The organism is Sphingobium sp. KCTC 72723, from assembly GCF_014280435.1.
Lineage (GTDB): Bacteria > Pseudomonadota > Alphaproteobacteria > Sphingomonadales > Sphingomonadaceae > Sphingobium.
Genome location: NZ_CP060388.1, coordinates 884,131 through 909,378 on the forward strand (window position 1 = coordinate 884,131; position 25,248 = coordinate 909,378).

At 64.9% G+C, this 25,248-nt stretch carries 17 protein-coding genes and 1 tRNA gene; 13 read left to right on the top strand and 5 right to left on the bottom strand.

Annotated elements, in window-relative coordinates:
- The first annotated feature begins 299 nt into the window (after window positions 1-299).
- The 7 genes from SPBM01_RS04490 to trxA are packed head-to-tail and all read left to right on the top strand — an operon-like array spanning window position 300 to window position 11,548.
- Window positions 300-2,648, top strand: coding sequence for a sensor histidine kinase (locus tag SPBM01_RS04490; RefSeq protein ID WP_188064197.1), 2,349 nt, complete (start codon window positions 300-302; stop codon window positions 2,646-2,648).
- On the top strand, window positions 2,641-3,111 hold the full coding sequence (gene tsaE, locus SPBM01_RS04495; protein WP_188064198.1) for a tRNA (adenosine(37)-N6)-threonylcarbamoyltransferase complex ATPase subunit type 1 TsaE: 471 nt from the start codon (window positions 2,641-2,643) through the stop codon (window positions 3,109-3,111). Before SPBM01_RS04490 ends, tsaE begins: the two co-directional genes overlap by 8 nt.
- Entirely contained in the window at window positions 3,108-4,091 is a 984-nt protein-coding gene (locus SPBM01_RS04500; RefSeq protein ID WP_188064199.1) for an aminoglycoside phosphotransferase family protein, read from the top strand. The genes tsaE and SPBM01_RS04500 overlap by 4 nt, the downstream gene beginning before the upstream one ends.
- The gene (locus tag SPBM01_RS04505; RefSeq protein WP_188064200.1) at window positions 4,091-4,801 is read left to right on the top strand and encodes a nucleotidyltransferase family protein; all 711 of its coding nucleotides are present in this window, start codon (window positions 4,091-4,093) and stop codon (window positions 4,799-4,801) included. The genes SPBM01_RS04500 and SPBM01_RS04505 overlap by 1 nt, the downstream gene beginning before the upstream one ends.
- 8 nt (window positions 4,802-4,809) lie before the next feature.
- On the top strand, window positions 4,810-7,779 hold the full coding sequence (gene addB / locus SPBM01_RS04510) for a double-strand break repair protein AddB (protein ID WP_188064201.1): 2,970 nt from the start codon (window positions 4,810-4,812) through the stop codon (window positions 7,777-7,779).
- Entirely contained in the window at window positions 7,760-11,200 is a 3,441-nt protein-coding gene (gene addA / locus SPBM01_RS04515) for a double-strand break repair helicase AddA (RefSeq protein WP_188064202.1), read from the top strand. Before addB ends, addA begins: the two co-directional genes overlap by 20 nt.
- 27 nt (window positions 11,201-11,227) lie before the next feature.
- On the top strand, window positions 11,228-11,548 hold the full coding sequence (gene trxA, locus SPBM01_RS04520) for a thioredoxin TrxA (protein WP_188064203.1): 321 nt from the start codon (window positions 11,228-11,230) through the stop codon (window positions 11,546-11,548).
- Window positions 11,549-11,840: 292 nt separating this feature from the next.
- Here the strand turns inward: trxA and SPBM01_RS04525 are convergent, their stop codons facing one another.
- Both SPBM01_RS04525 and argJ read right to left on the bottom strand, forming a co-directional pair.
- Window positions 11,841-12,638, bottom strand: a complete 798-nt coding sequence (locus tag SPBM01_RS04525; protein ID WP_188065548.1) for an inositol monophosphatase family protein — start codon at window positions 12,636-12,638, stop codon at window positions 11,841-11,843.
- On the bottom strand, window positions 12,635-13,861 hold the full coding sequence (argJ, locus tag SPBM01_RS04530; protein WP_188064204.1) for a bifunctional glutamate N-acetyltransferase/amino-acid acetyltransferase ArgJ: 1,227 nt from the start codon (window positions 13,859-13,861) through the stop codon (window positions 12,635-12,637). Before argJ ends, SPBM01_RS04525 begins: the two co-directional genes overlap by 4 nt.
- Before the next feature lie 51 nt (window positions 13,862-13,912).
- Between argJ and SPBM01_RS04535 the strand changes: the two genes are divergently transcribed.
- Entirely contained in the window at window positions 13,913-14,386 is a 474-nt protein-coding gene (locus tag SPBM01_RS04535; protein WP_262504322.1) for an energy transducer TonB, read from the top strand.
- On the opposite strand, the gene SPBM01_RS04540 is transcribed toward SPBM01_RS04535, so the two are convergent.
- Entirely contained in the window at window positions 14,364-15,893 is a 1,530-nt protein-coding gene (locus tag SPBM01_RS04540) for an ArnT family glycosyltransferase (protein ID WP_188065549.1), read from the bottom strand. The two genes, SPBM01_RS04535 and SPBM01_RS04540, sit on opposite strands and share 23 nt — an antisense overlap.
- Window positions 15,894-16,150: 257 nt before the next feature.
- On the opposite strand from SPBM01_RS04540, the gene secA reads away from it, so the two are divergent.
- Complete coding sequence (secA, locus tag SPBM01_RS04545; RefSeq protein WP_188064206.1) at window positions 16,151-18,877, top strand: preprotein translocase subunit SecA; 2,727 nt, start codon at window positions 16,151-16,153, stop codon at window positions 18,875-18,877.
- A 92-nt stretch (window positions 18,878-18,969) separates the two neighbouring features.
- On the opposite strand, the gene SPBM01_RS21740 is transcribed toward secA, so the two are convergent.
- A complete protein-coding gene (locus SPBM01_RS21740) occupies window positions 18,970-19,332 on the bottom strand; it encodes a hypothetical protein (RefSeq protein ID WP_223177781.1) in 363 nt (120 codons plus the stop codon).
- A gap of 171 nt (window positions 19,333-19,503) precedes the next feature.
- Between SPBM01_RS21740 and SPBM01_RS04555 the strand changes: the two genes are divergently transcribed.
- The gene (locus tag SPBM01_RS04555) at window positions 19,504-21,708 is read left to right on the top strand and encodes a M10 family metallopeptidase C-terminal domain-containing protein (RefSeq protein ID WP_188064208.1); all 2,205 of its coding nucleotides are present in this window, start codon (window positions 19,504-19,506) and stop codon (window positions 21,706-21,708) included.
- A 129-nt stretch (window positions 21,709-21,837) separates the two neighbouring features.
- On the opposite strand, the gene SPBM01_RS04560 is transcribed toward SPBM01_RS04555, so the two are convergent.
- A tRNA-Ser gene (locus SPBM01_RS04560) sits at window positions 21,838-21,925 on the bottom strand.
- Between the two features lie 133 nt (window positions 21,926-22,058).
- Here SPBM01_RS04560 and SPBM01_RS04565 point away from each other — a divergent pair.
- The 3 genes from SPBM01_RS04565 to SPBM01_RS04575 are packed head-to-tail and all read left to right on the top strand — an operon-like array spanning window position 22,059 to window position 25,246.
- Entirely contained in the window at window positions 22,059-23,108 is a 1,050-nt protein-coding gene (locus tag SPBM01_RS04565) for a lytic murein transglycosylase (RefSeq protein WP_188064209.1), read from the top strand.
- Window positions 23,092-24,024 carry a septal ring lytic transglycosylase RlpA family protein gene (locus tag SPBM01_RS04570; protein WP_188064210.1) on the top strand — a complete coding sequence of 311 codons (933 nt, stop codon included), beginning with the start codon at window positions 23,092-23,094 and terminating at the stop codon, window positions 24,022-24,024. Before SPBM01_RS04565 ends, SPBM01_RS04570 begins: the two co-directional genes overlap by 17 nt.
- Before the next feature lie 58 nt (window positions 24,025-24,082).
- A complete protein-coding gene (locus SPBM01_RS04575; protein WP_188064211.1) occupies window positions 24,083-25,246 on the top strand; it encodes a D-alanyl-D-alanine carboxypeptidase family protein in 1,164 nt (387 codons plus the stop codon).
- Window positions 25,247-25,248: the final 2 nt, after the last annotated feature.

The following is a 25,248-nucleotide window of genomic DNA, read 5'->3' on the forward strand; positions in this document are numbered from 1 at the left end:
GGCAGGGTTATCGCATATGACTTCTCGTTATCTCTACAACGTCATCCTGAATTTATTTCAGGATCCATCGTGCCGGAAAAGCCACTTTTCGTGACGAGAAATGGATGCTGAAACGAGTTCAGCATGACGATTAAACGTAAGATTTTTTCATATGCGACAACCCTGCCCACAAGGGGATGGATGAAGCCACGCCCCACTATTCTTTGCCTCCCCCGCTTCCCGCCGCCGCCGACTTGCGATAGTCCGGTCGCGATTATGAATAACGACAGGCAGGTTCGGCCCAAAGGGGAGCAGGCGTCATGGCCACATTGACTCCCTTCGCCGCCATCATTTGCGGGATCATGCTTGCGCTCTGGCTGGGCGCGGCCGTGTGGGCGCTGTTCAGCGGGCAGCGGATGCGCCGCGAAGGCACGCAGGCGCAGGGTAAATTCGACCGGCTCTCCGTCCTGCTCGCCTCCGCCCCCGCCGCGCCGATCATCATCCACCCCGATGGCCGGATGGAGGCGGCGGACCGCCTTGCCAAATGGCTGGGCAAACCGCGCGTGCCATCCTTCGCGTCGGAACTTACCTCCCCCGACAGCGGGCTGGAACCGGACGATGGCGCCGCCCTGGCGCGCGAAATCGCCGCCGCCCAACGCGCGGGCAAGAGCTTTTCCCTGCCGGTGCGCGGCGTCGGTTCCTCCCGCCTGCTGCTGGTGCGCGGCGCGCCTGCTCCGCCGGGCCTTGCGGGCAATGGCGGCGTCGTGCTGTGGATATTCGACGCGACCGACAGCCAGTCGGAAATTCAGTCGCTCAAAGGCAATGTCGATCAACTGCGCGACGCGCTCGAAGCGCTGGCCGGTCTGGTGGAGGCCGCGCCCTTCCCGATGTGGCACCGCACCCCCGACCTGCGCCTCAGCCTCGTCAACACGGCCTATGTCCGCGCGGTCGATGGCACCGACGCGCATGGAGTCATCACCGACGGCATCGAACTGGTCGAGGCGGTCAATGGCCTGACGCCACAGGCCGCCGCAGCGCAGGCCGTGGCCGACGACCAGCCGGTCGAACGCATGGTCCCCGCCACTATCGACGGCGAACGGCGCACGATGCGCGTGGTCGACGTGCCGCTGGGCGAAGCCGGAGTCGCGGGCTATGCCGTCGACCAGAATGAACTGGAACAGGCGCGGGTCGAACATCGCCGCCTTGAAGCGGCGCAGCGCGACCTGCTCGACCGCCTGTCCGCCGGTGTCGCCCGCTTCGGTCCCGACCGCGCGCTGCGCTTCTGGAACCAGCCCTTCATCAGCCTGTTCGGCCTGCGGCAGGAGGAACTGACCGACGCGCCCCTGTTCGAACGGGTGCTGGACCAGATGCGCGACGCCCGCCGCATCCCCGAACATCGCGATTTCCCCGCATGGCGCGCGGAACGGCGCAACTGGTTCCTCTCGCCCGACCCGCGTGAGGAAAACTGGCTGATGCAGGATGGCACCCATCTGCGCGTCTATGCCCAGCCGCTGCCCGATGGCGGCCTGCTGCTGATTTTCGAGGATCGCACCGAACAGGTCCAGCTATCCAGCGCGCGCGACACGCTGCTGCGGGTCCGCACCGCGACCTTCGACAATCTGTTCGAATCGATCGGCGTCTTTTCCTCCGACGGACGGCTCCAGATGTGGAACAGCCGTTTCCGCACCATCTGGGGCGCGGACGAAGACATGCTGGCCACCCATCCGCGCATCGACGACCTGATGGCCGCCGTCCAGTCGCGCCTCGCCAAGCCGCAGCAATCCAATCTCGTGCGCGAACTGGTCCGCGCCGCCACGGTGGAGCGTAAGCAGCGCGTCGGCCATGTCGGTTTCGCCGATGGCCGCACCTTTGAATTTGCCGCGATTCCCCTGCCCGACGGCAATGCCCTTTTCACCATGCTGGACGTGACCGACAGCCGCCGCGTCGAACAGGTGCTGCGCGACCGCAACGAAGCGCTGGAACAGGCGGACGCCGTCAAGACCGCCTTCGTCACCAATATGAGTTACGAACTGCGCACCCCGCTGACCACCATATCGGGCTTTGCCGAGATGATGAGCGCGGGCTATGCCGGGGAACTCACCGCATCGGCAAAGGACTATGTCGACGGCATCCTGCAAAGCACCACGCGCCTGTCGATGCTGATCGACAATGTGCTGGACCTGACGCAGGGGGAGGCCGGCACCCTGCCGATCGACCGCGCGCCGGTGGACCTGGCCGCACTCGCCCATACCAGCATCGACCGCGCCCGCGCCGATGCCCGCGCCAAGGGTATCGACCTTGCCATCACCATCGAACCGACGCTGGGGCAGGTGCAGGGTGACGCCCGCCGCATCGGGCAGGCGATCGACCAGCTCCTTGAAAACGCAATCCGCTATTGCGGCAAGGGCGCGCGCGTCCTGCTCCATGGCGATGGCGGATCGGACCGGGCGCGGCTGGTCATATCCGACAACGGCCCCGGCATCCCCGCCGCGCAACAGGCCGCCCTGTTCGATCCCGCCGCCCGCGCCGGACAAGTGCGCAACGGGGGCAAGGCAGGCATCGGCCTGCCGCTTGCCCGCCAACTGGCGCAGGCGCATGGCGGTACGCTGCAACTTGTGTCCGAACGCGGGCAGGGGACCATGGCCGTGATCGAACTGCCCCGTGGCTGAGGGCGCGATTTACCTGCCGGGCGAAGCCGCCATGCTCGACCTTGGCCGCCGCATCGCCGCCCATGCCCGCATCGGCGACGTCATCGCGCTGGAAGGTGGCCTTGGCGCAGGCAAGACGACACTGGCGCGCGGCATATTGTCGGCGCTGGGTCTGGAGGAGGAAGCGCCAAGCCCCAGCTTCGCCATCGTCCAGCCCTATGACATTCCCGACGTGACCCTGCCGGTCGCCCATGTCGATCTCTACCGGCTCGACACGGCGGAGGAGACGGACGAACTGGCGCTGGACGATTATCTGATGGACAGCATGTTGATCATCGAATGGCCCGACCGGCTGGGCGCGCGGCTGTGGTCCCACGCGCTGCGTTTGACCATAGCCTTTGCCAAATCTGTCAATGGCGACGACGCCAGGCTCTTGACAGCGGACGTGCCGGACGCTTGGACGGATCGATGGTCACAGATATGATCCCCCCCGCCGCCGCGCCCGATTTCCTTGGTCAGGCGGGGTGGGGCAATGCCGCCATCGTGCCGCTGGCAGGCGACGCCTCCTTCCGCCGCTATTTCCGCGTCATCGACGGCGCGCGCCGTGCCGTGCTGATGGATGCGCCACCCCCGCACGAAGACCCGCGCCCCTTCATCGCCATTGCCGAACATCTGCTGGATCAGGGCTTTGCCGCGCCGCGCATATTGGCCCGCGACCTCCAACAGGGGCTGGTCCTGATCGAGGATTTCGGCGACCTGCGGGTCAAGGAACATATGGACGATGCGCCGGGCGAGGAACTGGCCGTCTACGCCCGCGCCATTGACCTGCTGGCCGACCTTCACGCGCTGCCCGCCGCGCCCGTGCCGCCCTATGACCGCGCCGTCTATCAGCGCGAAGTCGGGCTGCTCACGGAATGGTATTGCCCGGCCATCGGGCTGGACGTGGATGTGGACGCCTATGTCCGCGCCTGGGACGCGGTGCTGCCGATCGTCGAACAATCCGCCAGTCCCACCGTCACAGTGCTGCGCGACTATCATGCCGAAAATATCATGCTGGTCGATACGCCCGCCGCCCACGGCCTTGGCCTGCTCGATTTTCAGGACGCGCTGGCTGGCCACCCCGCCTATGATCTCGTCTCCCTGTTGCAGGATGCGCGCCGCGACGTGCCGCCCGAAACCGAAGCAGCCATGCTCGCGCACTACAAGGCGATCGCCAGTCCCTCCGCCGATTTCGACGCCGCCTATGCCGTGCTGGGCGCGCAGCGTAACGCCAAGATCATCGGCATCTTCACGCGCCTGTGGCAGCGCGACGGCAAGCCGCGCTATCTCTCCTTCCTGCCGCGCATGTGGGGGCTGCTGGAACGCGACCTTGCCCATCCTGCGCTCGCTCCGGTGGCGGACTGGTTCGCTGCCAACATCCCCGCCGACAAGCGCCATGATGCGCTGAGAGAGTTTGCTGCCTGATGATCGACACCGCGATGCTGATGGCGGCGGGCCTTGGCAAACGGATGCGTCCGCTCACCGCGACCCGGCCCAAGCCGCTGGTCAAGGTGGCGGGCAAGCCGCTGATGGACCATGCGCTTGACCGGCTGGAGGCAGGCGGCATCCGCAAGGTCGTCGTCAACGTCCATTATCTGGCCGACACGGTCGAGGCGCATCTCAAAACCCGTAAAGGCGGCCTCGACTTCGCCATTTCCAACGAGCGCGCGAAGCTGCTGGAAACCGGCGGCGGGCTGATCCATGCCAGGGCGCTGCTGGGCGACAAACCCTTTTTCTGCGCCAACAGCGACAATCTGTGGATCGACGGGCCGCAGGAAACGCTGGCCATGATGCAGCGCATCTGGAACCCGGAACGGATGGACGCGCTGCTGCTGCTCGTGCCGCTCGCCCGCGCCTATTGCCATAGCGGGCCGGGCGATTTCCACATGGACGCCAATGGTCGGCTCTCGCGGCGCAAGACCGCCTATGTCGCGCCCTTCGTCTTTACCGGGGTGCAGATCCTCTCGCCATCGCTGCTGGTCGATCCGCCCGGCGACACTTTCTCCACCAACATCTTCTGGAACCGCGCGATCGAAGCCGGTCGGCTCTACGGCGTATCGCATCAGGGGCTGTGGTTCGACGTCGGCACGCCCCGCGCCATTCCCGTCGTGGAATCCATGCTGGCCCATGGCTGATCCGGCCCATGGCTAATCCCGTGCGCCCAGCGCTCCATTCCATCCCCGCCCACCGGGCTTTTGCCGACGCGCTCGTCGCCGGGCTGATCGCGCGGCACGGGGCCGATCCGATGGCGCTGGCGCAGGGCATGATCCTGCTGCCCAGCAACCGCGCGGTCCGGGCCGTCAGCGACGCTTTCGTGCGCGCGTCGGGCGGCGGCCTGCTGCTCCCCCGCCTCGTCGCCATCGGCGATCCCGACCTTGGCGAACAGGTCCGCGGCGCGCTCGATCCGCTGGGGGAGGGAGACGCCATCCCGCCCGCCATCACGCCGATGCGCCGCCAGATGATCCTTGGCCGCATGGTGCAGGATGTGAAGGCAGGCGTGGACGCGGGGCAGGCGCTGCAACTGGGGCAGGCGCTGGGCGCAGTGCTGGACCAGATGCAGGTGGAGCGCGTCCCCGTCACCGCGCTGCGCGATCTGTCCCTGACCGATGACCTGTCCCGCCACTGGCAAACGTCGCTGACGATGTTCGAAATCATCATCGCCCGCTGGCCCGGTGAACTGGCGCGGCTGGGCTGCATGGATCTGGCGCAGCGGCGCAACATGCTGTTCGACCGGCTGGCGCGGCGCTGGGCCGATCATCCGCCCACTGGCTTCATCGTCGCGGCGGGCATTTCCAGCACCGCGCCCGCTGTCGCCAACCTGCTCCGCCGCATCGCCCTGTTGCCCACTGGCATGGTCGTGTTCGCCGGACTGGACCAGCATATGGACGACCCGGCATGGGACGCGATCGGCCCGTTCGACGCTGATCCGGTGACGGGCCGCGCCCCCATGGCGCATGAAAGCCACCCGCAATATGCCCTCAAACGCCTGCTCGACGGCATGAGCGCCACCCGCGACGACGTGGCGCAATGGCGCTGGGGCAGCGAACATGACGCGCGCGCCGTGCGCGGCCGCAACATCTCCAACGCCATGCTGCCGCCGCGCCTCACCAGCCGCTGGCGCGACCTCAAGACTCCCGACCGCGCGCTCGCCGGGCTGGAGGCACTCGAAGTCGCCACGCCGGGCGAGGAAGCACAGGCCATCGCCATCGCCCTGCGTAAAGCGCTGGAAACCGAAAGGCGCACCGCCGCGCTGGTGACGCCCGACCGCCAACTGGCCACCCGCGTCTCCGCGCACCTCAAACGCTGGGGCATCGACGCGGATGATTCGGCGGGCCAGCCCCTCTCGCGCCTGCCCCCCGGCACGCTGCTCATCGCCATGGCGCAGGCGGTGGCCGAACGCTTTGCCCCCGTCGCGCTGCTCACCCTGCTCAAACATCCGCTGGTGATGAAGGGGGCAGGGCGGCTCCCCTGGCTGGAGGGCGTCCGCGCGCTCGACCTGCTGCTGCGCGGTCCGCGCCCGCAGGCGGGGCTGGTCGGCATCGACATGTTGCTCGTGCCGCGCGACGATGATCGCCAGCGTGTGATCCGCCAGCAAGTGCGCGACTGGTGGCCCACCGCCCGCGCGCTGCTCGCACCACTCGAAACTGCCTTTGCCTCTGCGCCCGACCTCGCTGCCCAACTTGCCGCCCTGCGCGAAGGGGCGGGCATCCTCTCCAACGATGCCGTCTGGTCCGGGCATCAGGGCCACGCCGCCGCCGACCTGTTCACCGAAATGGAGGGTGCCGCCGCTGAAGGCCCGCGTCAGGCGGACCTGCGCGCGCTCCCCGTGCTGATCGACCATATGCTGGGCGGCCTGTCCGTCCGCCCGCCGCAGGGCGGTCATCCCCGCATCGCGATATTGGGCCTGATCGAAGCGCAATTGGTGCAGGCGGACCTGATGATCCTGGGCGGCCTCAACGAAGGCACATGGCCCGGCCTGCCCGCGCCTGACCCATGGCTTGCCCCGCGCATCCGCCGCGAGCTGGGTCTGCCCGGCCTTGAAACCCGCATCGGCCTGGCCGCCCACGACTTCGCCAGCGCATTGGGCGCACCCCATGTCCTCATCACCCGCGCCCGTCGCGGCAGCAGCGGCCCGGCCGTCGCCTCGCGGCTTTGGCTGCGCCTCAAGGCCATGGCCGGGCCACAATGGACCGTCGCGGATCGCTACGCCGCGCTCGCCCGCGCCATCGACACGCCCGCCGCGCACAATCCCGCCCTGCGCCCGGCACCCGTGCCACCTTTGTCCGCCCGCCCGACCGTCATCCCCGTCACCGATGTCGATCGCTTGAAGGCCGACCCCTATGCCTTCTACGCCCGCCGCGTGCTGCGCCTCGCCCGGCTCGATCCGGTCGATGCCGACGCTGGCCCGGCCTGGCGCGGCACCGCCGTCCACGACATTCTGCAACATTGGGCGGAAGCTGGCACCTACGATCCCGCAGACCTCGAATCCCGCGCCCGCGCCATGTTCGACCAGCCGCAGGTCCACCCGCTGCTGCGCGCGCTCTGGCAACCCCGCCTGATCGAAGCCATCCGCTGGATCGCCGCCGAAGTCGCGCGCGACAAGTCCGAAGGCCGCAATATTCTGGCCGTCGAACGCGAAGGACGCGCCGACATTGCCGACGTGACCCTGATGGGCAAGGCTGACCGCATCGACCGCCTGCCCGACGGCACGCTCGGCATCATCGATTACAAGACCGGCAAGCCCCCCAGCGCCAAGCAGGTCAGCGCCGGTTTCGCCCTGCAACTTGGCCTGCTGGGCGTCATCGCCGAATGTGGCGGTTTCGACGGCATTGGCGGCACGCGCACCGCAGGCGGTTTCGAATATTGGTCCCTCGCCAAGAAAGCCGACCAGTTCGGCTATCGCGAAAGCCCGGTCGATCCGATGGGCAAGCGCGACAAGATCGTCACGACCAGCTTCACTGCCCACGCCCATGAACAATTCAGCGAACTGGCCGAAAATTTCCTGCGCGGCACCGCCCCTTTCCGCGCCGAAATCAACCCCGAAGTCGCCAATTATGGCGATTATGACCAGCTGATGCGGCTGGAGGAATGGTATGGCCGCGACGATGGCTGATCCCGCGCCCCCCTTGCAGAAACTGCTGGGTAATCAGGCCCGCGCCGCCGCGCCCGACGCCCATGTCTGGCTGTCCGCCTCGGCTGGCACCGGCAAGACCCATGTGCTGACCGCGCGCGTTTTCCGCCTGCTGCTGCAAGGTGTCCGCCCGGAAAATATCCTCTGCCTGACGTTCACGAAGGCGGGCGCGGCGGAAATGGCTGACCGCATCCATGACCGGCTCGCCGCCTGGGTGCAGATGGACGACAAGCGCCTGTTCGCCGATCTGGAGGCGCTGGGCGAAGAATCCGGCCCGGACCAGCGCGACTTCGCCCGCCGCCTGTTCGCCGAAGTCCTCGAATCCACCGGCGGCGGCCTGCGCATCCAGACGATCCACGGCTTCTGCCAGCAACTCCTGACCGCCTTCCCGCTGGAAGCGGACCTGACCCCTGGCTTCCGCCCCCTCGACCAGCGCGAACAGGGCAATCTCGCCCGTCAGACGCTGGCCGACATGGTGGTCCGCGCCCATGAACAGGGCGACGCGGCCCTGATGGAATCGCTCCAGTCGCTCAGCCTGCGGCTGGGGGAGGGCGGGGCGGAACAATTCCTCATGCGCTGCGCCGGGCGCGTGGAAAAACTCGACAGTCTGCCGCCCGCCATCACCCCCTGGCTGATGCACCAACTCGGCCTGCCCGACGGTGACATAGACGCATGGATCGCCGACCAGTGCAGCGACGTCGCCTTCGACATGCGCAGCCTCGACTGGATCGTGCAGGCCAATGTCCAGTGGGGGACAGGCCGCGCGCTCGAACGCTGCGACCGCATCGCCGCATGGCGCGCGCGCGATCCACAGGCCCGCGCGGCAACGCTGCCCGACCTGCACCGCGCATGGGCGAAGGCGGACGGCGACATCGTCAATGCCAAGGGCTGGGTGCCGCCGGTCGATGGCTATGGCGAAGCATCCGCGCGCCTCTACCACCGCTGCGCCGAAATGATCGCCATGAAGCAGCGCGCCGATTATGCCGCCGCGCTGGGACAGGCGCTCCACGCCGGACGCGCCTATGCCCGCGACTATGCATTGGCCAAGCGGCTGGCAGGCGCCGTCGATTTCGACGACCTTATCGCCCGCGCCGCCGCCCTGCTGGAACAGGACGGCATCGCCGAATGGATCCGCTACAAGCTGGACCAGCGCATCGACCATATATTGGTCGATGAGGCGCAGGACACCAACGCCGCCCAATGGCGCATCGTCCGCACGCTGGCGGAGGAATTTTTCGCCACCCAATGGGAACCGGGTGACAAGGCCCGCACCATCTTCACCGTGGGCGATTTCAAACAGGCGATCTTCGGCTTTCAGGGGACGAGTCCGGCCAATTTCGCCGCCGCCAAAATCCTGTTCCAACGCGACGCGGACCAGAGCGGCCACGACTTCTTCAACCTCTCGCTCGACCGCAGCTTCCGCTCCACCCCCGCCGTCCTCGACGTGGTGGATCGCACCATCGCCACGCTGCAAGCCGAACGGCTGGGGCTGGAACCGGGCGACGTCCATCATCTCAGCGCCAACCGGCATCCGGGCGAAGTGCTGCTGTGGAAACCCGTCGTCGCAGGGCTGTCGGAAGATGCGGAGGGGGAGGAGGATTGGGCCGCCGATCAGGAACGGGTGCTGGCCTCCAAAATCGCGCGCCAGATAAAGGAGTGGATCGACAGCGGCCTGATGCTCGAAAGCCGGGGCCGCCCGGTGCGCGCGGGCGACATCATGATATTGGTCCGCCGCCGCAGCGAACTCGCCCGTCTCATCGTCGCGCGCCTCTATGAGGAGAAAGTCGCCGTCGCGGGCATCGACCGGCTCCGCCTCAACGCGCCGCTCGCGGTGCGCGACCTGCTCGCCGCGCTGCGTTTTGCGGTGCAGCCCGACGACGAACTCAATCTTGCCGCGCTGCTCGTATCCCCGCTCATCGGTTGGACGCAGGACGAACTGATGCACCGGCTGATCGGGCGGAAGGCCGGCCTGTGGCGGCACCTCAATCACACGCTGGATGACGCGACCCTGCGCCCCTTGCGCGACCTGCTCGGCGTGGCGGACCTCACCACGCCTTATCGCTATCTGGAATCCATCCTCTCCGGCGCGATGGACGGCCGCCGCCGCCTGATCGAACGGCTCGGCACCGAAGCGGCCGACCCGATCGAGGAATTATTGAACGCCGCGCTGGCCTTTGAAAGCGACGACCACCCCTCGCTGCAACGCTTCATCGACTGGTTCGACCGGGGCGAAGTGGAAATCGTGCGCGATGCTGCGGCCCAGGGCGACAACCTCCGCCTGCTCACCGTCCATGGCGCGAAGGGTTTGCAGGCGCCCATCGTCATTCTGGCCGACGCCTGCCAGGATCCCGACGCGGGCAACCGCGCCGATTCGCTGCTGTGGGACGGCCTGCCCATCCTCGCCCCACGCAAGCCCGAACGGCAGGGACCGATCGGCGACGTAGCGGAAGAAGCAGCGGCGGACGAGCGGCGCGAACATTGGCGTCTGCTCTATGTCGCCCTGACCCGCGCCGAAGAACGCCTCGTCGTCGCTGGATCGCTCGGCCCCCGCGCAAAAGGCGAGGTAAAGCCCGAAAGCTGGTTCGCCGCCGTCGAAACCGCAATGACATCGCTCGGCGCGGACTGGGAAGCGGATTCGCTCTGGGGCGCTGTCCGCCGCTGGCGCGGGACCGAAGATCTGCCGTCCAAGGCCGCCGACCCGGAAAACGCGCAACACCGCGCCGTCACCGCCGAACCGGCATGGCTGCGCGCGCCCGCGCCGGTCGAAGCCCGCCCGCCACGCCCGCTCGCCCCGTCCGCGCCGGTGGAAGATGACGTGCCTTACCCGCCGCCGACCCCCGCCATGCGCGCAGCGGCGGAGCGGGGGCGCTGGCTCCACGCCTTGTTCGAACGGCTGCCCGACGTGCCATCGGCCCAGCGCCGTGACGCTGCCGACCGCTGGTTGACGCAGCAGGGCGCTACCGACGCCGCCATCCGCCATGACGTCATTACGCAGGCGCTGCGCGTTATCGACGCTCCCGAATATGCCGCTTTGTTCGGCCCCGGCGCGCTCGCCGAAGCGCCCATCGCGGCGGTCGTGGGCGAAGCGGTGATCGCCGGGACCGTGGACCGCCTCTGCGTCGGCCCCGACCGCATCCAGCTAGTGGATTTCAAGACGGGCCGGATCGCGCCGCTCAACCCTGCCGACGTTCCCGTCGCCCATGTGCGGCAAATGGCCGCCTATGCCGCTGCGCTCGCCATCATCTTCCCCGGTCGCCCGATCGAGGCGGGCCTGCTCTACACCAGCGCCCCGCGCCTGATCATCCTGCCGCCCGCCCTGCTCGCCGCGCACAAGCCCGGCTTTGTGCCTGCGCAGGAGAATTTGCCGCTCTCACCCGTTGAGCCAAACGGCACCGCACCCTAGATAGTCCGCAACGCAAGGAGACACCACATGGCCACCAAGGCAGTTACCGACCAGAGCTTCAAGACCGACGTCATCGATTCCGACCTGCCCGTGCTGGTCGATTTCTGGGCCGAATGGTGCGGCCCGTGCAAGATGATCGGCCCGGCGCTGGAAGAAATCTCGGCCGAACTGGCTGACAAGGTGACGATCGCCAAGATCAACATCGACGAAAATCCCGACGCCCCCGGCCAATATGGCGTGCGCGGCATCCCGACGATGATCCTGTTCAAAAATGGCGAACCCGCCGCCACCAAAGTCGGTGCCGCGCCCAAGAGCGCACTGAAAAGCTGGATCGAAAGCGTCCTGTAAAAAATCCTCCCCTGCAAGGGGAGGGGCAACCAATATAGAAGCCTGCCCACCTTACTCGTCACCCTGAACTTGTTTCAGGGTCCATTTCTCCGGCTCAAGCCCTTGCTTGTAACCAGAAATGGATGCTGAAATAAATTCAGCATGACGCTGGTGGAATAGCGCAAAATCATGGGCGGCAGCCCTGCCTTAAAGGAAGGCCTGTCTCACATCGCTATCTTACCCGATTGCCCCTGTAACAAACGTTAGTGTGGTTCATCAAAACCGCGACTCTATGTCCATCTTGCTGTCTACTTTACGCGAACAGAACCGTCGCCGCCCGCTCCCACAATCGGGGCGATGATGCCCCCAGCAGGCCGGGCCGATGGTCGCCAACCCGATAGGCCGTTCCGTCGATCCGCTGGCAACATCCGCCCCCCTCGTTGACGAACAGCGTCCCTGCCGCATGGTCCCATGGCAACGCCCGCGCAAACACCGACACGTCATTCTGCCCCAGCACCAGCCGGGGATATTGCTCGGCGGCGCAGCGCGGAATATCGACCAGCGCAAAGCGATCGCGCGACCGCCGCTGTATGTCGGTCCGCTCCGCATCGCTCATGAAATAAACCGCCAGCGCCGCGATCGGCAGCTCGCCGCCGCTTTCCCGCGCCTTCACCTGTTCCCCGTTGATATGGCTGCCCCCGCCCAGCATCGCATGGCACAGCCGCCCGCTGATCGGGTCGAATATCCACCCGGCCAGCGTCACGCCGCCGTCGGCCAGCGCGATCATGATGCCGAACGGGGGTTTCCCCGCCGCGAAATTGCCGGTGCCGTCGATCGGGTCGATGATCCAGTTCAGCCCGTCGCCCGCCCGGTCGAGTATCGCGGGGTCAGCGGCGCACGCTTCCTCGCCAATGATCCCGGCGTCCGGCAATATCGCCGCCAGCCCCTCGGCCAGCCGGATCTCGCTTTCCCTGTCGGCGATGGTGACGAAATCGTTGGCCGCCTTCTCGCTAATCTCGTCCGCCGCCAGATTCCGGTAGCGCGGCATCACGACGTCCCGCGCCACGTCCCGCATCAGCGCGACGACCGGCTCATGCAGTTCCAGCATCAGCTACGATAATCCGCGTTGATCGAAATATAGCCATGCGTCAGGTCGCACGTCCAAACCGTCGCCCGGCCCTCGCCCAGCCCCAGGTCGACGCCGATCTCTATGTCCTGCCCCATCAGATGCGCGGCCACCGGCGCTTCGTCATACCCCTCGACCGCCAGTCCCCCGCTCGCCACCTGCGTCGCGCCGAAACGGATGGACAGCAGGTCGCGCTCGGCCGGTTCGCCTGCCTTGCCGATGGCCATCACGACCCGGCCCCAATTGGCGTCCTCCCCCGCGATCGCGGTCTTGACCAGCGGCGAATTGGCGATCGACAGGGCGATGCGGTGCGCGCTCTCGTCGCTCTTTGCGCCTTCGACATGGATCGCCACGAACTTGGTCGCGCCTTCGCCATCGCGCACCACCAGATGCGCCAGTTGGCGGCACAGATCGTCCAGCGCAGCGGCAAAGGCATCCGCCCCGGCATCGTCCATCGACGCGATCGGTACATTGCCCGCCTTGCCCGTGGCGAATGCCAGCACCGTGTCGCTGGTCGACGTATCGCTATCCACCGTGATGCAGGAGAAAGTCCGCTTGTTCGCCGCCGACAACATCGCCTGCAACAGGGCAGGGGCCACTGCCGCATCGGTAAAGATATAGCCCAGCATCGTCGCCATGTCCGGCGCGATCATGCCCGATCCCTTGATGATGCCGACCAGATTGACCCGCGTCTCGCCGATCATCGCGGACACCTGCGCGCCCTTGGCATAGGTGTCGGTCGTGCCGATCGTATTGGCCGCATCCTCCCACCCGCAAGGCGCAGCGGCAAAGGCAGCCTCCAGCCCCGCTTCGGCCTTGTCGATCGGCAACGGCACACCAATCACCCCGGTGGAGGACACGAAGATGTCGGACGGCAGGCAGGACAGATGATTGGCGACCTTGGCCGCAATCGCCTCCACCGCCGCGCGCCCGCGACGGCCGGTAAAGGCGTTCGCATTGCCCGCATTGACCACCACTGCCCGCGCCGCCCCCAGCGGCAACGCGTCGCGGCACCATTCCACTTCGGGCGACGGACACAGGCTCTGCGTCGTCACCCCCGCCACCGCCGTCCCCGCGTCCAGCTCCACATAAGTCAGGTCGCACCGCTCCCACGCCTTATACCCCGCCCGCGCCACGCGCAGCGTCACGCCGTCGATAGGGGAAAGGGTCGGAAAGGCCGCAGGGGCGAGGGGGGAGCGATCGGTCATGGCGAAGCGAAATGCTGGAAATGCGATGGCGCGTCAATGCAGATAGAAAGCATGATGGACAAACGAATCAGGGAAGTGATCCTCGCGGTCGGTGCGTTCGGTTTGCTGGCGGCGGCGGTCATGCTGTGGCAGCGGCAATCGGCCATCGACCTGCCCCAGCCGGAACCGGCGCGCCCGCTCACGCCAATGCCGCCGACGCCCCAGCCTCTACTGCCCTCGCTCCCCCCGCCCGATGCCCGCGCGACCCCGGCGACCAGCCCCGGCACATGGTTCAGCGACGCCGACTATCCGGCAGAGGCGGCCCGCAACGGCTGGCACGGCACAGCCGCCTTCCGGCTGACGATCGACGGCATGGGGCAAGTCGCACAGTGCGCCATTACCGCCTCAACGGACCATGCCGTGCTGGACGAAGCGACCTGCCGCCTCCTTACCCCCCGCGCCCGCTTCACCCCCGCCCGCACCGCGTCGGGCGTTGCCGCAGCCGACAGCTATAATGGCCGCATCACCTGGCGTTTGCCGGAATAGCCCGCACGAACAACATGCCCACCCCGTCGCGCATCGGCACCGCGCGATAGCCACGCGACCGGGCATAGCCGACCAGTCCGTCGTCGGGCCGCAGCGGCAGCTTGCGCGTGCCGCGTTCATAGCCGGTCAGGATCGCGGCGGGCGGCGCGCGGTCCAGATCGCCCAGCGTCGCTGGCGTCATGACATGCAGGCTGCGTGCCTCAACCGGGGATAGCAACGCCCCGGTGCGATAGACGAACGGGCCGGGGGCAAAGCGCGGGTCGATCGCCAGCCCGCTGTCGATCATCAGGTGCGGCGACAGGGTGGCGATCATCCCGTCCCCGGCCACAGCCCGCACCAGCGCACCGCTCTCCCGCGCATCCCGCGCCGCTGCCAGCACAGGCGACCCGCCACGCAACATCGCCATCATGTCCCGCGCCGGCTCGACCATGCCGGGAACCGAGGCGATGACCAGCAGCCCCAGCATGATCCGGCGCGACCGCTCCGAAACCCGGCGCACATCATCCAGGCAAAAGCCCAGCGCCAGCGCCAGCGGCGGCAATAGGGGCAGCAGATACTGCACCTGCGTCGGCGTCGGCAACGCCGCCCCGATCATGGCACCGCCGATCATCCACAGCGCCAGCCTGCGCCCCGGCGCATCGAAAATCCGCCTGCAACGGGCGATAATCAGCATCAACGCCACCAGCGCCGGACCCTTGGCCAGATATTTGATCAGGTCCGCGCCCTTTTCCGCCAGCGACAAATCCTGCGCCGCGCCATTGGCCGCGTACCAGGCATGGGGCGCGCTGATGCCGAATGTCAGCACGCCATGCACGAACCCGTCGGGCGCACCCCACCATGCCAGCAGCATCGGCACCATTCCCACGACCGCGCCCGTGCCAAGCCACCCCGCCGCCCGGACGCTCCCCTGCCGCCGCGACGCGACAAGGAACAGGCCCGCCGCTATCCCGACCGGCGCGAAATTCAGCTTGGTCGCGATCGCCAGCCCAAGGCACAGCCCCGCCGCCAGCCAAAGCCGCCCGCGCCCATCGCGCAGTGCCATCAGCGCCGCCACCATTGCCATGGCCGTCAGCATCGTGGGCAGCATGTCGTTGCGCACCACGCTGGCGCTGAACTGAAATGCGGCCGTCGCGCTCACCAGCATCACCGCCATCATCGCACTGGCCCGCGATACCCCGGCGATCCGCTGCCCCCGCCACAGCAGCCAGAGCGTCGCCAGCGCGGTCATGGCCGTCGCCATCCGCATCGCCATCACGGCATGGCCGGGAAAGCCCCAGGCAATGGGCGCATAGGCCCAGGCATGGATCGGCGGCTGAAGATACAGGAAGTCGCGAAAGATCGTCAGCCGCGCGGCGAAATGCGCGCCTGCCACATATTGGCTTTCGTCATGGTCGAACGGCGTGGCCATCGCCAGCGCCGCGAACCAGAGCGCCGCAAGGACAGCGATCCAGATCGCGACTGGCACCGCGCGCCACCGCGCCACCCTCAGCGCCCGAAACTCAACCATGATGCGCTGCCCCTTTCCCCCGTCATCGTCGGCAAGCCCGCTCCGGGCAAATGCCCCGCGACCACCCGAACGGGCCATGCGATGGCATGATGCCGCCCCGACGGCACCCCGCCTCCATACCCGTAACCCCGGACCATTTGCCCGGTCGTTGCCCGGTCGTTGATTGACTAAAGGCTGAGCGCTCCCTAAATCGCCGCGCATGTCTGTGTGCGTCCCCTCGTTCGGGGCAACGCCTCCCTATTGTGTCAGGAAATTGCATGTTCGGCGCCCTTGCCAAGTCCATCTTCGGATCGTCCAACGACCGTTACGTCAAGTCGCTGGGCAAGCTGGTCGATCGTATCGCGTCTTTCGAACCGGCGATGCAGGCGCTGAGCGACGCGGAACTGACGGCGCAAACGGCGAAATTCCGCGAACGGCTGGCCGCTGGCGAAACGCTGGACGACCTGCTGCCCGAAGCGTTCGCTACGGTGCGCGAAGCGTCGGTCCGCATATTGGGGATGCGCCATTTCGACGTGCAGATGGTCGGCGGCATCGTCCTGCATCGCGGCGAAATCGCCGAAATGCGCACGGGTGAGGGCAAGACGCTGGTCGCCACCGTCGCCACCTACCTCAACGCGCTGGAGGGGAAGGGCGTTCACGTCGTCACCGTCAACGATTATCTGGCCAGCCGCGATTGCGAATGGATGGGCCAGGTCTATCGCTTCCTCGGCCTCACCACCGGCGTCATCGTCCCCAACATCAGCGAGGACCAGCGCCGCGCCGCCTATGCCGCTGACGTCACCTATGCGACGAACAATGAACTGGGCTTCGACTACCTGCGCGACAATATGAAATATGACCGCGCCTCGATGGTCCAGCGGCCTTTCAACTACGCCATCGTCGATGAAGTGGACTCGATCCTCATCGACGAAGCGCGCACCCCGCTGATCATTTCCGGGCCGACCGACGACAAGTCCGAACTCTATGTATCGGTCGACGCGATCGTGAAGCAGGTGACCGAAGCGGATTATGAGAAGGACGAAAAGCAGCGCACCGTCACGCTGACCGAAGATGGCACCGAACGTCTGGAACGGTTGCTGGAGGAAGCGGGCCTGCTTCAGGGCGACAATCTCTATGATTTCGAAAATACCCAGGTCGTCCACCACCTGAACCAGGCGCTGCGCGCGAACGTCATGTTCCGCCGCGACATCGATTATATCGTCAAGGACGGCAAGGTCGTCATCATCGACGAATTTACCGGCCGCATGATGGATGGCCGCCGCTGGTCCGATGGCCTGCATCAGGCGGTGGAGGCCAAGGAAGGCGTCCAGATCGAACCGGAAAACCAGACGCTGGCATCGGTCACTTTCCAGAACTACTTCCGCATGTATCCCAAGATTTCGGGCATGACCGGCACCGCTTCGACCGAAGCGACCGAATTCTACGAAATCTACAAGATGAACGTCGTCACCATTCCGACCAACAAGCCGGTGCAGCGGGTGGACGAGGAAGATAGTTTCTACAAGAATCTCGAAGACAAGTTTCGCGGCATTGCCAGGACGATCAAGGTTCATGCCGAACAGGGCCAGCCAGTGCTGGTCGGTACGGTGTCGATCGAAAAATCCGAAATGCTGTCCGAATTTCTCAATCAGGAAGGCGTCCCTCACGCTGTCCTCAACGCCCGCTTCCATGAACGCGAAGCGCATATCGTCGCGCAGGCCGGTCGCAAGGGCGTGGTGACGATCGCCACCAACATGGCCGGTCGCGGCACCGATATTCAGCTGGGCGGCAACCTGGAATTGCGGGTCGAGGACGAACTGCGCGACATGCCCGAAGGCCCGGAACGCGACGCCGCCATCGAAAATATCCGCGCCGAAATCGCCATCGAAAAGGCCGAAGTGCTGGCGGCGGGCGGCCTGTTCGTGCTGGCGACGGAGCGGCACGAAAGCCGCCGCATCGACAACCAGCTGCGCGGCCGTTCGGGCCGTCAGGGCGACCCCGGCCTCTCGCGCTTCTACCTCAGCCTTGACGATGACCTGATGCGCATCTTCGGCCCGGACACGATGTTCGCCAAGATGATCCGCTCGAACCTGGAAGATGGTGAGGCGCTGCCCCCGTCCAAATGGCTGAGCAAGGCAATCGAAACCGCGCAGAAAAAGGTCGAGGCGCGCAATTACGACATCCGCAAGCAGGTGGTCGAATATGACGATGTCATGAACGACCAGCGCAAGGTGATCTACGAACAGCGCGCCGACATCATGGACGCCGATACCGTCGATGACGTCGTTGTCGACATGCGCCACGAAACGGTCAACGACATCGTGGGTAGCTGCTGCCCCCCCGGCACCTATCCCGAACAGTGGAATGTCGAAAAGCTCAAGAGCCGGACCAGTGAAATATTGGGCCTCGAACCCGATTTCGACGCATGGCTGGCCGAGGACGCAGTCGATCCCGAACTGATCGAACAACGGCTGGTCACACTGGCCGACGAAGCGGTCGCGGACAAGGTTTCGACCGTCACGTCGGACGACTGGCACATGATCGAAAAATCGATCCTGCTCCAGAGCCTGGACCATCACTGGAAAGAACATCTTTCCACGCTCGATGCCCTGCGTCAGGTCGTTCACCTGCGCGCCTATGCGCAAAAGACGCCGATTAACGAGTATAAGCAGGAATCCTTCGCCCTGTTCGAACGGATGCTGGAAAATATTCGCGAAGACGTGACCGGCTCCATTGCCCGCGTCCAGTTCCGCATGGACGAAGCGCCGATGCCCGACTTCGACCTGCCGGTCCTGCCCGATTTCATCACTACCCATCTCGACCCGTTTTCGGGCGAGGATAACAGCGCGGACATCGACGCGGGCAGCTTTGGCGGCATCACCACCACCATCCCGCGCGCGCCGGTCGCAGATGGCGAATTTGCCAATCTGGACATCAGCCGCAACGCGATGTGTCCTTGCGGATCGGGCCAGAAATACAAGCATTGCCACGGCGCGCTCGCCTGACGTAACAAAACGCCATGCGGTGAATGGGCAGACCCGTTCACCGCATGGTGTCTAAATCTGCGTCTGCCGGAATGGCTATCCTTGCACGCAGATCAGCGCGCAAATCCATATTGTCTGGCCAACTCGGCTCTGGTGGCAAAGCGCCGTTCATCTTGCGGCATCCGCCTTCCCGTCATCCGTTCGAAACGGTCGGGACCGACTTTACGCCACCAGGGCAAATCGACGGGGGCGGCGACCTGCTGCAAATGCAGCAGATAGGCGTCGAGGTTCGCGAACGTCCGTCCAAAGGCATAGGGTAGGCCGGAACGTCCCTCGCTCCTGATCACTTTTGCATCGCCTTTTTCCGCTACGTCAGGCTTGGCTTGGCTCTGTTTCACCGGCTCGCTCACCCCCGGCAGCGGCCGAAACGATGAAGCTGCCGTTAATATAATCAACAAGATGCCCTGTGCGACCATGTCGCCATCGTTACCAAATTTATTAACGAAGGTCTATTGCCCCTGAGTTCTCGCTATGGTCTGTTGCGGTCAGAGACGGGGTATTTGGGAGGTATTTGTGGGATCACCTTTCGTTCAATTCGATTCAAGTGGCGCGCTCATTGATCGCAAGGCAGGTGGCAGGGATATGCCATGTCTCTGTCGGGCCAGATGGTGCCTTCTACTGTAATCGCGGCTGATGCTGACGCATCGCTTACGGGCAGCCTTTCCGGTACGGAAGGCTATGATCTGATCGGCGTGGATCTGGTCGCAGGCCAGACTTACAGCTTCTCCTACCGTGGCACCGCGACGGGCGGGATCGACGATCCCTATCTGGCGCTGTTCGATCCCACATTGGGTTCGGTGCTGGCGGAAGATGATGATGGTGGCGCAGGTCGTGGATCGCTGATCACCTTTACAGCGGCCACAACGGGGACGCATTATCTCTACGCCACGTCATGGTATACGCTGGGAACCGGCGATCCGTCGCTGGATACCGGCGACTATACCATCGATGTCTGGTCGCCAGATCCTGCTAAGGACGCGCCCTCCACTTTTGCCGGCGCTGAAACGATTACCCAAGGCACGACCTTTGGCTATCTGGATTCCGGCAGCGACGTCGACATTTATCGGATCGATGTGACGGCGGGCAATGTCTATTCCTTCACCTATGCTGGCGGCATCGCCGGTTCTGCGGAATTGTCCGCTCCGGCCGAAGGCGAAAATATCGGTATCGTCTCGATCTACGATGCCGACGGCGCATTGGTCACCGCAGGTGTCAATTACGAAACCGGCGTGAACTTCTTCGCTGAAAATTCCGGCACCTATTATGTCGAAATTTCGCCCTACGACCCCGGCCTGACCGGCGGATATACGCTCGACGTCGCGGAACTCGACCCGGCGGATTATAACCCGCTGGATTCGATCGACTGGCGCAGCGCCGACAATGTGCCATTCGTCGATGTGGGCGGCGTTCCTACCGCCTATGTATATTTCGCGCCTGCCGGTGAAAATTTCGGTGAAACAGGCGACGATGGCACGACGCCGATGGTCACCTACGGCTGGAAGCAATTCCAGATCAACGGCGTGATGGCTGCGCTGGGCGAATTTGAAGAGATATTGGGCGTAAATTACGAGATTACGACCGATGTAACGCAGGCGACGTTCCGACTGGTCACGACGGAATCGACGGAATATGGCGCATATTTCTATCCCCAGGATCCCAGCTACGGGACGCAGCAGGGGATTGGCGCCTTCAACCTGCTCAGCGGCGGCTTCTCCTTGCCGGAAAGCCTGCAACCGGGTGGATATTCCTTCGCGGTCGTCATGCACGAATTCGGCCACGCACATGGTCTGGCCCATCCGCACGACAATGGCGGCGGGTCGGACGTCATGCTGGGCGTGACGGGTTCGGATTCGCTGGGCATCTACGACCTCAACCAGGGCGTCTACACCGTCATGTCCTATAATGACGGCTGGCAAACCAACCCCGACGGTCCGCAACCCTATACGCGCGCGACCATCGGCTATGGCTGGTCGGGCAGCCTCAGCGCGTTCGACATCGCCCAGCTTCAGCTACGCTATGGCGTGCATGAAAATAATATAGGCAATGACGTCTACCGGATCGACAATGCCAACAGCAAAGGCACCTTCTACGAAACGATCTGGGACACTGGCGGCACCGACACCATTCTCTACACGGGCAATGCCGACGCGCATATCGACCTGCTGGCTGCAACGCTCGACTACACACCCACAGGTGGCGGCGTAGTTTCCTATGCCGAAAGCTTCCATGGCGGCTTTACCATCGCCAATGGTGTCGTGATCGAAAATGCCACCGGCAGCTATGGCAATGACGAACTGCTGGGTAACAGCGCCGATAACCTGATCAAGGGCAATGGCGGCAACGACACGATATTGGGTCGTGAAGGCAATGATACGCTGCGGGGCAATGACGGCAACGACACCATCTATGGCGGCGCTGGCGACGACATTCTGGAAGGCGGTGCAAATGTCGACATCCTCATTGGCGGGGCCGGTTCCGATCAACTCAACGGCGGCGCGGGCAAGGATATTTTCCGCTTCGACGATGATGATGTCGATGGCAGCCGGGACTATATTCTCGACTTCACCAACCGCATCGACATCATCGACCTGAGCGGTATCGACGCGGACCGCAATACAGTGGATGATGATGCCTTCGTCCGCATCGGCAAGGCGCAATTCAGCGGCACAGCCGGGGAATTGCGTCTGGTCAGCGGCACCCTATATGGCGACACCGACGGGGATGGCGCGGCGGATTTCACGCTCCAGCTCACCGGAAAATCGCATGTCTTTGTTGAAGACATCATTCTGTAGTCGATTGCCGACCTGACGTTAACCTCGCCTGTTCGCGCGGTCGTTCATGGCCATCGAAATATCTGCGATGATATTTCGGTGGTCATAGGCGACCCGCCGGGCGGGTCTATCGCTATAGTGAATGACTATTGGCGGAAGGGGTGGGATTCGAACCCACGGATGCTTGCACATCGGCGGTTTTCAAGACCGCTGCAATCGACCACTCTGCCACCCTTCCGTTGCTTGGCTTCCTAGCGCGCCACGCGGACTTTCCAAGCATAAAAATTCCGGTCGGCCCGCTTCGTCGCCTTCCTGACGCGGCTGTGCCATTTGGGGTTTCATCTGCCGCTTGGCATGTGCCACAAAAGGGCATGGGAGATTCTTTGCGTATATTTGCCCTTTCGGCGCTGCTGGGCTTGTCCGTCATTTCTGCAACCGCACTCGTTCCAGCGACGGCGCAGGCGCAGGATGGCACGGATTTCCGCGCCTATCTGGAAAGCCTGCGGCCAAAGGCACGGGCCATGGGCATCAGCGACGCGACGATGGACGGGGTGTTTCCGACACTGACTGCCAATCCCCGCGTCGTGGCGCTGGACCAGACGCAACCGGGTGGCGGCGCCTATTCGCCGATCCCCAATTTCGAACCCTATCGTCGTCAGCATGTCGACGCCGCGCGCATCGGCCGGGGCCGCACCGTCTATCAGGCCAATCGCGCCCGGCTGTCGAGGATCGAGGCCGAGACGGGCGTGCCGGAGGAGATCATGGTCGCGATCTTCGGCCATGAAACCAATTATGGCAGCTATACCGGCGATTTCGACCTGATCCGTTCGCTCGCCACATTGGCGCATGAAGGACGCAGGCGCACTTTGTTTGAGCCGGAATTGCTGGCCACGCTTAAAATGCTGGACAGCGGCGTGCCACGCAGCCGCCTCGTTGGCAGTTGGGCCGGGGCCACTGGCTATCCCCAATTCCTGCCCAGCGTCTATCTGCGCATTGCCAAGGATGGCGATGGTGATGGCCGCGCCGACATCTGGACCAGCCAGGCCGATGCGCTGGCATCCATCGCCAATTATTTCGTGCAGGCCGGGTGGCGACGCGGCCAGCCCTGGGGCGTGGCGGTAAGCGTCCCCGCCGGCCTTGATCGTGCCAGCATCGCGGCGCGCACTACGCCCGCCCGCTGCCCGCGCGTGTTCAACCGGCACAGCCGCTGGCTGTCGATGGCGGAGTGGCGCAATCTGGGCCTGTTCCCAACTGGTGGCAGCTGGCCGGGCGACAGCGTCATGGCGACATTGCTGGAACCGGACGGGCCGGGCAAGACGGCCTATCTGCTGACCAGCAATTATCGGGCGATTCTGGATTATAACTGTTCCAATTTCTATGCTTTATCAGTGGGGTTGCTGGCCGATGCGGTCAAACAATAGGGGGATGCTGCCGGTTCTGGCCGGGGCAATGACTTTGCTCGTTTCGTGCAGCGGCGGTGAACAGCCAGGTGTACCACCGGCACCAGCGCCCATATCGCGGCCCGTGGCGCAGCGTGGCATGGTTGCCGACGATCCGGTAAAGATCGGCGCAGCTTATAAAGTCGGCGGCACGACCTATACGCCCGAAGACGCGCCCAATTACGACGTTGTCGGCTATGCGGGTTGGTATGGGGAGGAACTGGCGGGCGGGGACACGGCCAATGGCGAGGCGTTCGTTCCGTCTGCCATCACTGCCGCGCACCGCACGCTGCCGCTACCCAGCTATGTCGAGGTGACGGCGCTCGACACCGGGCGAACCATCGTGGTGCGTGTCAACGACCGGGGACCGTTCGCCAACAGCCGTATCATCGACCTGTCGCGTGGAGCGGCGGAACAGTTGGGGCTGATTGGCGCAGGCGCAGCCCCGGTGCGGGTCCGGCGGGTCAGTCCGCCCGATCAGGAACGTGTGGCGCTGCGCAGCCATGGGCGGGTTGCCGAACGGCTGGAAACGCCGCCTGCGCTGTTGAAAGCGTTGCGCGAAAAATTGCCCAGGAAGCCTGCGTTTACAGCCGCCGCCCCTGCGCCTGCTACCAAGGCCGTGCCAAAGCCGATGCTACGCGAAACATCGCCTCCGCTCGCTGGTTCGGCGCCTGTGCCGATGGCAAAATCCTATGTCGTGCAGGTCGCGGCTTTCTCCTCCCGCGCGCGTGCGCAAACGCTGGCGACGCGGATCGGCGCGCAGGCGGTCGAGGGTGCCGGGCTGTGGCGCGTGCGCTTTGGTCCCTATCCTACGCAGGATGCCGCGCAGGCAGGCGTGCGTGCTGCGGCATCCGGGGGCTTTGAGAATGCGCGGATCATGGCTAATGACGCGCCATAGGCACGTCGCGGAATCCGCTGATTCCCTCCCGCCGACTTTATCCAGCAAGGCAGTTTCCATGAAAAAGTCCGTCGCCCTTCTTCTTTTCACCGCTCTGCTGACGCAACCGCTGGTCGCTGCCGCGCCGCCTTATACCAGCGAAGCGCCGATCGCTTATCTCAAGGATCTCTCGTCCGGCGCTGTGCTGTACAGCAAGGGCGGACAGACCCGGATGCCACCGGCTTCGATGGCGAAGATGATGACGGCGCATGTCGCTTTCCGCCTGATCCAGAAGGGCGAATTGAAACTGAACACCATGTTCACCGTGCGCCCCGAAACTTGGAAACAATGGCACGGGCCGCAGGCGGGATCGACCATGTTCCTGTCGGCGGGCGAACAGGTGTCGGTCGAAAATCTGCTGCACGGCATTGTCACTCTGTCCGGCAATGACGCCTGCGTCGTTCTGGCCGAAGGGATTGCCGGAACCGAGCAGGCATTCGTCGCCGCGATGAATGAGGAAGCCAAGCGGCTTGGCCTGAAGAACAGCCATTTCGGCACCAGCAACGGCTGGCCCGACGAAGGCGTGACCTATGTGACCGCTGAAGATCTGGCTCATCTGGCGCAGGCGACGGTCGAGGAGACACCGGACCTCTACAAGCGTTTCTACGCCACCCGCTCCTTCACCTGGGGCAAGACGATGGGCGGCGCGGATATTCAGCAGGGCAACCGCAATCCGATATTGGGCAAGATCGCCGGGGCCGACGGCCTCAAGACCGGGCATACCGAGGAAGCCGGGTTCGGCTTTACCGGCTCGGCGGAACAGGACGGCCGCCGTCTGGTCATGGTCGTTGCAGGCCTGACCAGCTTCAACAGCCGCATCAGCGAATCCGTGCGTTTCATGGACTGGGGCTTCAAGGCGTGGAAAGCGCAGCCTTTGTTCAAAAAGGGTGCCGTCGTCGACACCGCGCCCGTGCAATTGGGCAGCGCTACGAGCGTATCGCTGGTCGCGCCGCAAAATCTGGCGGTCACCTTGCCCCGGACGGCATCGGCCAATGTGCAGGTGAAGGTGGTTTATACCGGCCCGATCAAGGCACCCATCGCCAAGGGGCAGAAGATCGCCGATCTGATCGTGTCCACGCCGGACACCCCGCCGCAGGTGATGGCCCTGGTCGCGGGTGAGGATGTTGCCGAAGCAGGGCTATTTGGTCGGCTTTGGAATGGCCTGAAATCGCTGTTCGGGTGACG

What these genes read in the sequence shown, in the direction of transcription:
- SPBM01_RS04490 (WP_188064197.1), top strand. Translation starts at nt 300, where the DNA reads ATGGCCACATTGACTCCCTTCGCCGCCATCATTTGCGGGATCATGCTT.
- SPBM01_RS04500 (WP_188064199.1), top strand. Translation starts at nt 3,108, where the DNA reads ATGATCCCCCCCGCCGCCGCGCCCGATTTCCTTGGTCAGGCGGGGTGG.
- SPBM01_RS04505 (WP_188064200.1), top strand. Translation starts at nt 4,091, where the DNA reads ATGATCGACACCGCGATGCTGATGGCGGCGGGCCTTGGCAAACGGATG.
- addB (WP_188064201.1), top strand. Translation starts at nt 4,810, where the DNA reads ATGGCTAATCCCGTGCGCCCAGCGCTCCATTCCATCCCCGCCCACCGG.
- addA (WP_188064202.1), top strand. Translation starts at nt 7,760, where the DNA reads ATGGCCGCGACGATGGCTGATCCCGCGCCCCCCTTGCAGAAACTGCTG.
- trxA (WP_188064203.1), top strand. Translation starts at nt 11,228, where the DNA reads ATGGCCACCAAGGCAGTTACCGACCAGAGCTTCAAGACCGACGTCATC.
- argJ (WP_188064204.1), bottom strand. Translation starts at nt 13,861, where the DNA reads ATGACCGATCGCTCCCCCCTCGCCCCTGCGGCCTTTCCGACCCTTTCC.
- SPBM01_RS04535 (WP_262504322.1), top strand. Translation starts at nt 13,913, where the DNA reads ATGATGGACAAACGAATCAGGGAAGTGATCCTCGCGGTCGGTGCGTTC.
- SPBM01_RS04540 (WP_188065549.1), bottom strand. Translation starts at nt 15,893, where the DNA reads ATGGTTGAGTTTCGGGCGCTGAGGGTGGCGCGGTGGCGCGCGGTGCCA.
- secA (WP_188064206.1), top strand. Translation starts at nt 16,151, where the DNA reads ATGTTCGGCGCCCTTGCCAAGTCCATCTTCGGATCGTCCAACGACCGT.
- SPBM01_RS21740 (WP_223177781.1), bottom strand. Translation starts at nt 19,332, where the DNA reads ATGGTCGCACAGGGCATCTTGTTGATTATATTAACGGCAGCTTCATCG.
- SPBM01_RS04555 (WP_188064208.1), top strand. Translation starts at nt 19,504, where the DNA reads ATGTCTCTGTCGGGCCAGATGGTGCCTTCTACTGTAATCGCGGCTGAT.
- SPBM01_RS04565 (WP_188064209.1), top strand. Translation starts at nt 22,059, where the DNA reads ATGGGAGATTCTTTGCGTATATTTGCCCTTTCGGCGCTGCTGGGCTTG.
- SPBM01_RS04570 (WP_188064210.1), top strand. Translation starts at nt 23,092, where the DNA reads ATGCGGTCAAACAATAGGGGGATGCTGCCGGTTCTGGCCGGGGCAATG.
- SPBM01_RS04575 (WP_188064211.1), top strand. Translation starts at nt 24,083, where the DNA reads ATGAAAAAGTCCGTCGCCCTTCTTCTTTTCACCGCTCTGCTGACGCAA.